The organism is Bacillus sp. 7_6_55CFAA_CT2, from assembly GCF_000238655.1.
Classification (GTDB): domain Bacteria; phylum Bacillota; class Bacilli; order Bacillales; family Bacillaceae_G; genus Bacillus_A; species Bacillus_A cereus.
Map to the genome: position 1 here is coordinate 1,353,828 of NZ_JH414708.1, position 10,849 is coordinate 1,364,676.

The window sequence follows — 10,849 nt, forward strand, 5'->3', positions numbered from 1 at the left end:
ATCAAAATAAATGGTTAGTTTATCAAAATAAGGAGGAATAGCTATATGGCACAAAAAGACAAACAAACATATAATATCGAATTGTATATAAAGAAAATAAAAGCAGCGAAAGAAGTATATGCGGAACGTAAGAAGTTTCTAGAGGGTTTCTCACTTAAAAAGAAAAAAGACAAGCCCAAAGATGGAGGCGGAGAAGTTGCAGCATCAGGTGGTGGCGGTTCAGTAAACTTCAATGGAGAATTGCCTACGGTTGCTCAGTACACTGGACCAGATGTTTACACCGACAAACTCCTAAACGGAGGAGTATACCAAAATGGACTTAAAGGTAAAATAGCTGGTACTGATCAATGGAATCAGCATATTAAGGAACAAGCAGCAAAAGCTGGCGTAAACCCTCTCTTGGTTAAAGTAATTATGGCAACGGAATCCGGTGGAGTACACGATTCGACCCCAAACTCTTCTAACTGTGTTGGGTTAATGCAAACGGAAAAGGATATTACTGAAAATCTAAAGTTAGACTTTGGAAGAGCATGCAGTGATCCAGTCTATAATATCTATGTAGGATGCATGATTCTTAAAGAAAAACATAATTATGCTGGAGGCGTTATCTCTAGGGGTAAAAATCCATATGCAGAATATAAGAGTAAAGGATTTGAGTTAAAACAAAATGGTCATGGGGTTTCTTGGTTATATAACGGTTTCAGTGTGCCTTTTGACGGAAAAAACAAGGTTTATCGTGGTGGATATGTTTATGCGAACCAAATAGTTGCAATGTATAAAGGTTTTGGAAGAGACGCATACACGGATACAATGTTAACCCTAGATGTTTTATCGGGTGGTGGCGGTAGTGGCGGCACTGCAGCTGGACAAGCTGGCGGTAAAGGAACAGGTGGAAAGTGGGAGTACAACAAAATTTTTGCAAATGGTGATGAAGTAGTTAAATTCTTAAACACTGTAGATACGAGTATGATCAATGGGGTTTTTGTTCACCACACCTATGATCCAGACCATACAAAGGCTAAAGGTCAGACACTGACAAAGCTAAACGATGATATGAAAAAGTTCCACACAGTATACCAAGGCTGGGATAATATCGCGCAACACTTCACTATTGGTGTGGATGGACAAGTAATTCTTGGACGTGATATTGCATCTGTACCATGTAGTGCAAAAGGATATAACGGTACAACTTCTAGTCACCCCGCCATGTATGAAATGATTGGGAACTTTGATATAGGTAAAGACAAGTTGGAAGGTAAACAGTTAGAATCTGCTGTTGCTATCGCTAAATACTTTGCTCTTAAAGCAAAGGGTGTACAGTTTCACCGTGAAGGATTAGTTAATGGCAAAGAACCGAAAAGTTGTCCTGGTAGTGGAATTAATAAAGACTGGTTTATGGGATTAGTTAAAGGTAGTGCGAAAGCAAGTGCATTTTCGGCTCAATCAACAACTTTGTCGGATAAAGATATCGAAGAGAATTATGCAGCAGGCTGTGACCTTTCTCAAGATCCGATAAGAGAAGATTTCATGGATACACCAGTCAAGCTACCACCAACAGAAGATGAATTAGCACACGCTAGAAGTTTTGCAGTTAAGATAAGTATCCCTACTGCACAATTAAAAGAGAGCAGAATTATTGCTCCAAAGTACCCAAGGTCAAACTATGTGGAAGACTTTAAACTGTCATCCAGTTATGACATGAAGAAAAATTACTCCCCATTACCTCCACATGAGTTTATTCATCTAAATGGTCCTCAAGAGAATTTCTACACAAGTGAAGCAAGACAAGCTTTCCGTCTTCTTAAAGATCGACTTGGATACAAAATTTTAAGAATAGCTAGAGGGTTTGATCCTTCTGATGGAGAGTCTTCTCATTCTATTGGTATTTCTATGGACATATATGCTGATTCAACAGAAGAAGCAATTTATATAGCTGATACTGCATGGTTAACAGGATTACGAGCTATTGCGGTTGGTCCTAAGTTTGTTCATGTTGATATTGGTCCTGAATCAGCTTGGGGATATGATAATCTACCACTTTATCAGGGACCAGGTACGTTAAGGGCGGGTGAGTTTAGTTATGGCTACAAACAAAGAAACCTATAATCTCGAATCATATAAGAAGAAAATTAAAGCAGGTAAGGAAGAGTATCAAAAAAGAAAAGAGTATCTTGCTAAATTTGAACTTCCTAAAACTGATGATGAAGAGGAAGAAGTAGAAGAAACTTCCGATGATAGTAAAAAGCCTGAAGACCAAGGTAACGCCGTAAAAGAACCTGATGGAGGAGTTGGTAACTTCACAGGTTCGGGTGAACTAGGCGTTCCCGCAGAACCAAAATCATATAGATTCACTTCTGTTATGGGAGCACGTTGGGGAACAAATCATAATGGAGTGGATTTAGCTCCAAACACACCTGGAGATACCAACTGTAAGATACTTTCTGCAGGTGATGGAGTTGTTCTTCAAGCTAGAAGTGGAGTAGGTGGATTTGGTACTTGGATAGTTATTAAGCATAAGGATGACTTATATACGATTTATGGTCACATGCCTCCTAATACATTAAAAGTAAAAACCGGTGATACAGTAAAAAGAGGACAACATATTGCCAATATGGGTATGCAGGGGCAGTCAACAGGTGTCCATTTACACTTTGAGGTTTGTACAGACTTTGTTAATAACAGAAGAGGAACTACAAAGAACCCTGAAGACTATGTTGATATTCGAGGCAGCGCTTCAGCTATTCAAGTAAAATCTATTGCACCTAAGGCTAGCTTCTCAGCAAAAGCGGATGAGAAAGAAGAAGGTAATGAAAGACCAATGCACGCCCTTTATGAGAAGGATGGAGCAGAATTATCGAAAGAAGAAAAACTAATTGATCAGACGTACAGAAGTTCTTTCCCGTACCTACCAGTTCAATTCATAGGAGACTCTCTTAAGAAAAGTGACATCACAAGAGAGTACTTTCTTCTTAATCGTATTGGTTGGGCCCGAACTACCAAGTATGAAAAGATGGTTTCCTTAAATAAGGAAAGATTTATTCATAGTGACAAATACGATGGTCATGAAGGAAATCTTTATTCACCAGATGCAAAAAGGGTGTTTGAAAGCTTGCTTTTGAAAACCAAAAAGCCTTATTTTGAAGTTATTAGTGGTTTTCGCTTTAGTAACCCTGGTCAACTTTCACCCCATGAAGCAGGTTGTGCAGTTGACATTCTTGTTAGAAGTATTGAAGAGGTAAGGGAAATTGCAGACTGTGCCTGGCAATTAGGTTTGAGGTCGATTGCGATTGGTGGAGATTTCAAAAACAAAAAGGGTTTTATTCATATAGACATTGCGCCAAAAGGAAAGGACATTATGTACGATGGAGTTCCTATTTATGGGGGACCAGGAAAGTGGGTGACAGCATGAAAATTAAGAGGAAATTGAACAGTATAATAGCTGAACATGATTGACTATGGAAATCCATTCATTGCTATTAGTGAGAATTATGACAAATTATTTATCTATCATAATGAAGAAAGGAAAATAAAAAATCCGTATTAATTCTATGTAGCCTATGAGAATATGCACAAATCAATCTATAAACCTATGAAAGATGATTTCATAACTCAAGAAAGTATTAAAGAGAAGGTGATTCAATGAACTTTAATAGTCAAATCCATCAGTCTATTTATAGTAAAGTAGTTGTACCGTCTTTAAATAGACTACAAGGAACCATTGAAGGTTATGTAATTCAAGTAGATTACACAAAACTAACCTGTGAAGTAGTCTACTCAGATGAAAACAGTCATGCTTTACGAACAATGAAAGAAGTATCTTTACCTAAAGATGGAGACGGTGTATTTACACAAGCTGTTAAAAACGGTGATAGAGTTTCAATTTCCTTTAAAAATAAATCTAAGGAATCACCTTATATTTCTACAGTATATAAATCAAATCACAGCGAAGAAAATTATCTTAGTCCATATGGTGGAAGAACAATTAGACAATCCCGTGTTTTTTAGAAAGGAGGATTCCAATGAATGAAGCATATATAAATAAAACATATGGAGATGGAGACAAAGATATTCATTATCCTTATTGGCGCCAAGTATTACAAAATGAACTTGTTAACTTTAAGGCCAAGAGTTTAGAAAAGGAATTAGAGAACTGGCAATTTATTAGCGAAGATGAAATTGCATTAAAACACCCAGTGACAGGTTCAACCTTTAAGCTCTGTGATGACGGCTCAATCGAAATGTTTGTTAATGAGGATACTGGCATTCGTTTGGATGCGAAAGATAATACAATCATCTTTTATGGTGACAGTATTCATTTTGCTACAAAGGAAATGAGAATGCATACAAAACCATATGGATTCATTTGGAATAATCATAACCTAAATCCTTATTTATATTATGGTGATAAGGTAGGAGAGAAGAGAAATATTCCAAAAGCTTCAATGATTTCTACACTAGAAGATGGACAATCCGACATCAATGTTCCTTTGTTCCAAGAGCAAAAGAGAAAACATTATTACGATGCGAAAGTTACATCTATGATTGAAGATCTAGGAATAGAAACTTCAAGAATAAAGAGAGGAGGATAACAAATGAAAGTGGATTTTCGTTTTTCACCTGAAGGGGATTTAGAGCTTGGTTCTCCTAGTTACAATGACTTTGATGAATTACTCTATATCGATTCAGTAGGAAATATCTCAACAGATAGCTCAGAAGGATTATTAATAAGGGATATTCCATTACAAGTATCTTACTTAAGCGAGAAGCAAGTAATACTCAATAGATTAAGAACAGACAATCCGGACTGGTTTATACATCGGGAGATAGGGGCTGATTTATCGGAATTAATTGGTCTTCCTAACACAAGAGAAACAGGAGACTTAGGAAAGTCCCTAATTGAAAAAAGTTTAACTCGCGACAAGTTTCTACTTCCTAGTGATCTAAATGTTAGACCCGTCCCTGTTAATTCGAGCGAAATACTCTTCTATATTACTGTTAGAAGAAAAATAGCAGATTTAGTTATACCAGTTCTATTTAATTTAGAACATGGTTTATTATCAGAATATGAGGTGAACAGCTAATGAGAAAATCAAAGGATGAAATGCTCGAAGCGGTTTTGACTCGACTTCGAACTGAAGGTGGAATTACTGAAACAAGTCCAGGATCGATTGCTCGAATGTTTGCAGAAGTAATGATAGAAGAATTTAGTCCATTCTACGATGAATTAGATTTAATTACTAAGATGGGTTTTATTTCAACATCAACAGGCGGATATCTGGACCTTATTGGTGAACTGTTAAACTGTACTCGTGATGGAGATGAATCAGACGATAACTATCGTGCAAGAATCTCTAATCAAGTATCTGTTGAACAGAGTGCAAATTTAATTGCTATACGATTAAAAACACTACGAATTGATGGTGTTGCTGATGCTCAGTTTAAAAGATTTACAAGAGGAACAGGCTCGTTTACATGTTATGTTACTCCTCAAGTTTATCCAATTGAAAACGATCTATTAACTCGTGTAGAAAGCGTTATATCTGAAGTAGCTGCTTATGGCATGAATGTAGAAGTAAAAACAAGTGAATACAACCCCGTGGACATTACTCTCAACTTAATTTTCCACTCCAAAACAACTTCTCTTGAAAGACAACATATCCGCAATAAAGTTGTTCAAAATGTTGGAGCATACATGAAACAATTAAACATGGGTTCTCCAATTATTATCAATGAAATTATTCAACGTGTAATGGAAACAAGCGAACAAATTCTTGATATGGAATTTAAAAAACTTGTTGTCGGTGAAAAAGAGTACTTCATTAAGAATGTAGAACCTTCATTAGAAGAACGATACTTCTTAAGAAAAATTAACGTAGCATAGAAAGTAGGTGGCACATTGTTAAACAAACATACAACGAGTATGATGTCCATGCTTCCTCAATGGATGAAGATGGCCAAAGATCCGAAATCGATAGGGGCCTTATTTTTAGATGCATTTGGTGTTGAATTATCAGAGATTGAACGTTACATAGAGCAAGCTTGGAACAACATGTACATCGGTACAGCAAACTTACAAACAGCCGATTACTGCTATAAGATTCCGCTTGCTACTCGTGACGTTGTGGATGTTGAAACACCAGATCTTCATGTTCGTTTAGTTATTGATGGTGTAAAAAGAGATTGTATGCCAGTTGATACTTTGCGAATATTTTTTGAAAGTGACGACAACTCCTACATGATTGATACTATCGAAGGTTATGTGTATATCAAAGTAATGGATTACTATATGAAGGATAATATCTTCAAACCATTCGATGCAATTGAGGTAGGAGATACTCTTCATTATGAATATATGCTTCATCATATCTGGAACGTATTTGACGAGTTTGGTATGTTGTTAGGTATTTCTAGATTACCAGGTGAAAGAAACGAAGACTTTAAGAATCGTATCTTAGATGTCTTTAAGAATCCTGGTGGAGCAACAAAGAAAGGGATTATTAATGGTATTAGTAGAGAACTTGGCATTGATAAATCTCAAGTTGAATTAGGCTCGCTATCTGATGATAAGTATGTTCAAACAAAACTTATGAATACAGATGGGACACCTTCTCAAACATATATCCAATACGTAAATCAGATTAATAGCAATCTAGGTTTCTCTTGGGATCATATGAACTGGGGAGAAGCTTATTGGCGTAGTATTGAAGAAAACAATATGGGGTTTCATTATCTACCTCATATCTGGGATGGTTTCTCTGCTTCATGGAAAGATAACGAAGTACAATCAGGTATTGGTAGCGGTGACGATTTATTAGTAACTGCTCCAAAAGAAGAGTCTTCTGTTCGAGAATTCAAAGCTTATGTTGGACTACATGGAACAGAGGAACAAATTGAAGAGAATCACCCAGAAATCCAATTCAAATACAAGATAGTTGCTAAAGGAAAAATACCAAATGATGAGTATGATTTAGAGAATTATAAATATACAGTAATGGCTTCTGAAATTATTCCGCTTCATTACGTATTAGTAGCTTTACGTGAATTCCTATATCAAACTCATATCACTTGGGACAATCGTTATGGTTATACATTTAGCGACAATACGTCCCCTGGTATGGAAATCGTTACCGGGGAAGATGCTCTTCATAATAATGAGGAGCCACAAATTAAAATTCATGTAGATATGAAAACTGCTGATAGAACAGTGACACCTGTTTTAGAAGAGCTTATAGTGGATTGGACCGATCAGAATGATACGCCTCAGTCTTACAAATTAACAACAGATGAAGACTTTACTCTAAATAATACAATGACCCAAACGACGTTAGCTGATGTAGAAGTAGGCAGCGGTTCTGTAACTCTTGGTAAAGGTTCATTCTCTGCCGTTATAGATACAGAGGGATCATTCTCAAGAGGATCACAAGGTATATCAGTAAGAGTTAACCGAGAAGGTTCTTTATCTCTTAATCTACCAAATTAACAAGGAGTGGATAAAATATGGCTGAAACTGGCTCAGTACAAAACGCAGTTGGGAATAATGTTTACCCAGATTTAGTTCTTACTCGTTTCCCAGAATTATTCGACGAGCGAAGTGGTTCTAAATCGAACCCCAACCTGCAACGATGGACAAACCTTAAAGATTATAATATGGCTGAGCATGTAAACTCTCTACAAGATGCTGTAATGGCAGTACAGCGTATGCTAGGAGAATTAGCTCAAATGCCAGCTGCACCAAAGGATGTAAACGGAAAACCTATTACAGACCCAAACGTGCTACTAAACCTTAAACGAACTTCTACCGTTAAGTCTCGTATAGATGCACTTGAAACTCATGACTGGTATGCTGAGTTCGATAAACGATACGGTGGACCAGTATGGAAGTTTGATAAGGACAAACCTACAAATCCTACAATTCAGCAACACCGTCACTTAGGTAGCACTTCAGGAATCCCTGGTATGCCAGAGAAGATTATGCTTACACAAGAAGTACAGGGTAAACTTCCGAAGGCAAACGTTGATTTAACAAAGACTGCTACGGGAATCACCGGTTCTGACATCTACGTAGAATCAACTTCAAATACGAGAGTAGCTGATGCGATTAACGACAAGATTTCTGAAACAACAGGTGGGACAATTGCACAAAATGCAGAGTTGAAAGTATTAGGGAAGACAAACACTCGATGGACAAGAGAGTTTGATTCAAATGATGCATCTTCAACTGGTAACACTGTAGTTGCTGACTCAAAAACATTATTAAACAAAGCAATTGAAAGTGGTGCTACTGCTGCTTCAGACCTGTTAAATGCTCCGTTAGATGGAATGCATTATGGTCGTTATGTTGCGATTGTAAGATTATTAACAAGTAGTCTTCCTTCTAATGCGGTTGTTGAGATTTCTGCAGTTAACTCAAAGACAAACCAAGTTATTAACAAAGCTACTTTAAACGGAACAGACTTTGATACAAGTGGACAGTATAAAACATTCTACTTGATCTTCAATCATGACGGTTCTACAAAACTACGTGTTAGAAAACTAGCTACAACATCTTCTGTAAAAGTTCGTTTTGATTATGCGATTGTTGAACCAGTTCACCCAGCGGTATTTGATCGCTAAGAAAGGATGTTATACAAATGGCAAAACGACCAGAAGGATTATCTCCTAATTTTAACTCCATCGTTTCTCCAGACGTTCCTTCCTCACTCATTTTTTCATGGACATTCATTAAAGAAAATTCTGGTGATTATCAGAAAAATGCAGAAGTAAAGGTATATAAAACGGGCTCTAACAAAGCCCTTATTACCTTCTCTACAGGAACAGATCAACAAGTAGACATAACATCTCATCACGTTGTTCTTGACCTAGAGCAGACTTATGAATGGGAAGTAAAAGTAACAGCTGCTAACGACTCCACTGCTTTTAGTGGAAGAAAAAGATTTAAATTTGGACCTGTATTTTTACAGGATGGACTTGTATGGCGAGATGGACCAGACGCATATGAATACATCGGGACTCGTCAATACTTTGAGGAGATTAGAGAAAATGCTGCCTCAGTATTAGAGGATTATGTAATAGATTCTATAGAAGAAAACGATGCATTAGAAAAGGCTTTGGCTTTATTTACTCGTGAAACGGTTCCTAGTCGTACCGATTTTGAAAACCTCGAAAGTATCCTGTGGTTAATTGCAAAAAAAGAAGATACATATCGAGATGAAATTCAAAGACTTATTGAAGATGGCCTAGGGGCTCAAGACATTCATAAGATATATACAATTTTTGACCGTCTTATTAGAATTCCACCAAGAGAACCAAGTAATGTGTACTTAACATTTGGAGGTCTTGAGCCGATTTATGTAAAAAGTGGAAGGGCGTACAATAATGGTAAAGAGGACTTATCTGTTGATGTTAACTGGCAGCCCTCAGATCTTAAACCAGGTACATGTACGGTTAACTTTTTAAATGAGCTATCAGAAGATGTTTCGTATTACAAGATTGAGCTAGAGGTTGGTTTCACTGATAAGACTTGTACTCATACATTATTTTATCGAGTAGAAGATGTAGAATCATTTGGAAGAAAAATCAATATTCCAATGGATCATATTAACTTTGTACATCTTTCTTCCTCAAAAGAAACGCGTTATGTTTTACGAGTTTCTGCAGTAGATAAAAGAAAAGAACAATCAGTGCCTTACTACAAACCCTACAAAGTGGATAATGTTCCCCTTGGTGTAGCAAGTTACAACCTACGTGTTCAACAGTATGATTTATCAAATCAATGGATCATACAGTATTACCACGATATTTACAACGGTCCAAATAAAGCTTATGTTCATAACGTAACAGGCAATGTAGATGGTGTTTATCATTATGCTGTTCGTGTATTTGATATAAATGGGAATGTAAGCGATTGGTTTTGGATCTTGGATTATATAAAAATTGATCCATTAAAACCTCCCGCAGCTCCAAAACCTCGTATGGCGTGGTCTTCACAACATGAACTAAATTTCATTTGGGATGCTGTTCCTACAGCTGAGTATTATGAATATTTACCTACCTGGTGGGCAAACCCGTCTATACAAAGAACGAACACCTTAGACTCACCTCATGAATGGTTAAATCCAGATACAACATATGTTGAAAAGGTAAGAGCTGTAAACCGAGCGGGCGCATCACCTTGGGCTACTGTTAGTGGTAAAACACAACCACGACCAATTATTGAGAAGTACCAAAAGGGTGCAGGAAGTAGAACATGGCGTACAAATTATGTCATTTTAATGCAGAACGGTAGGGTTGTAAGAAATCCGTCTGAATGGCGTTACGAGTACGATGATAGAGAAGTGTTTCATGGGGAATGGATAGAGCTTGAAAACAAAAAACAGGACGGTCTTTATGTTAAAAAAGGAACAAGATGGGGTAATAATAAATGCTTGTTCTTCCTTGATCATAATGACTGGAGACAAAAATTACAGGGAAAAGAAATCCTAGATGTTCAGTTTTATATACGTAGAAGAAATACTGAACATGGATATCCACATGATGGTCGTTTTCTTCATGTATGGGCTCACAACTATGCAGGGAAATGGGATTTACCTTCAGCATCTCAAGGACCTCAATTGTTTAATCATCAAAAAATTGAAAGAATAGACTTCAACCGAGGTGAATCTCACTGGATTTCTCTTAATAAGTCGTTTGGTGAAGGATTACGTGACGGGTGGATTAAAGGAATTGCATTCTATCACCCTGAGGCAGAGTATGGCCCATATTCTTACATGCGTTTTGATGCTTATACATTCCAATTTTACGTTAAATATCGATAGGGAGAGAGCAATCTCCCCCTTATTTTTTTAAGGTG

9 protein-coding genes are annotated in these 10,849 nt (G+C 37.0%); all 9 read left to right on the forward strand.

The window, feature by feature from the left end; translation table 11 throughout:
• Positions 1–45 precede the first annotated feature (45 nt).
• The 9 genes from HMPREF1014_RS07100 (at position 46) to HMPREF1014_RS07140 (ending at position 10,814) form a co-directional block, all read left to right on the forward strand.
• Entirely contained in the window at positions 46–2,106 is a 2,061-nt protein-coding gene (locus HMPREF1014_RS07100) for a transglycosylase SLT domain-containing protein (RefSeq protein WP_000057446.1), read from the forward strand.
• Positions 2,081–3,409: a M23 family metallopeptidase gene (locus tag HMPREF1014_RS07105; protein WP_000224635.1), complete on the forward strand. Its 1,329-nt coding sequence runs from the start codon at positions 2,081–2,083 to the stop codon at positions 3,407–3,409. Before HMPREF1014_RS07100 ends, HMPREF1014_RS07105 begins: the two co-directional genes overlap by 26 nt.
• A 230-nt stretch (positions 3,410–3,639) precedes the next feature.
• Entirely contained in the window at positions 3,640–4,005 is a 366-nt protein-coding gene (locus HMPREF1014_RS07110; RefSeq protein ID WP_001010565.1) for a hypothetical protein, read from the forward strand.
• A gap of 14 nt (positions 4,006–4,019) precedes the next feature.
• Entirely contained in the window at positions 4,020–4,589 is a 570-nt protein-coding gene (locus HMPREF1014_RS07115; protein WP_001001211.1) for a hypothetical protein, read from the forward strand.
• A gap of 3 nt (positions 4,590–4,592) precedes the next feature.
• Positions 4,593–5,081, forward strand: a complete 489-nt coding sequence (locus tag HMPREF1014_RS07120) for a hypothetical protein (protein ID WP_000861690.1) — start codon at positions 4,593–4,595, stop codon at positions 5,079–5,081.
• Positions 5,081–5,881: a baseplate J/gp47 family protein gene (locus tag HMPREF1014_RS07125; protein WP_001232162.1), complete on the forward strand. Its 801-nt coding sequence runs from the start codon at positions 5,081–5,083 to the stop codon at positions 5,879–5,881. The genes HMPREF1014_RS07120 and HMPREF1014_RS07125 overlap by 1 nt, the downstream gene beginning before the upstream one ends.
• A 15-nt stretch (positions 5,882–5,896) precedes the next feature.
• Positions 5,897–7,480 (forward strand): hypothetical protein, encoded by a 1,584-nt coding sequence (locus HMPREF1014_RS07130; protein WP_000932582.1) that lies wholly within the window; start codon positions 5,897–5,899, stop codon positions 7,478–7,480.
• Between the two features lie 17 nt (positions 7,481–7,497).
• Positions 7,498–8,613, forward strand: a complete 1,116-nt coding sequence (locus HMPREF1014_RS07135) for a hypothetical protein (protein WP_000852186.1) — start codon at positions 7,498–7,500, stop codon at positions 8,611–8,613.
• Between the two features lie 17 nt (positions 8,614–8,630).
• Positions 8,631–10,814 (forward strand): glycoside hydrolase family 78 protein, encoded by a 2,184-nt coding sequence (locus HMPREF1014_RS07140; protein WP_001129304.1) that lies wholly within the window; start codon positions 8,631–8,633, stop codon positions 10,812–10,814.
• Positions 10,815–10,849 lie beyond the last annotated feature (35 nt).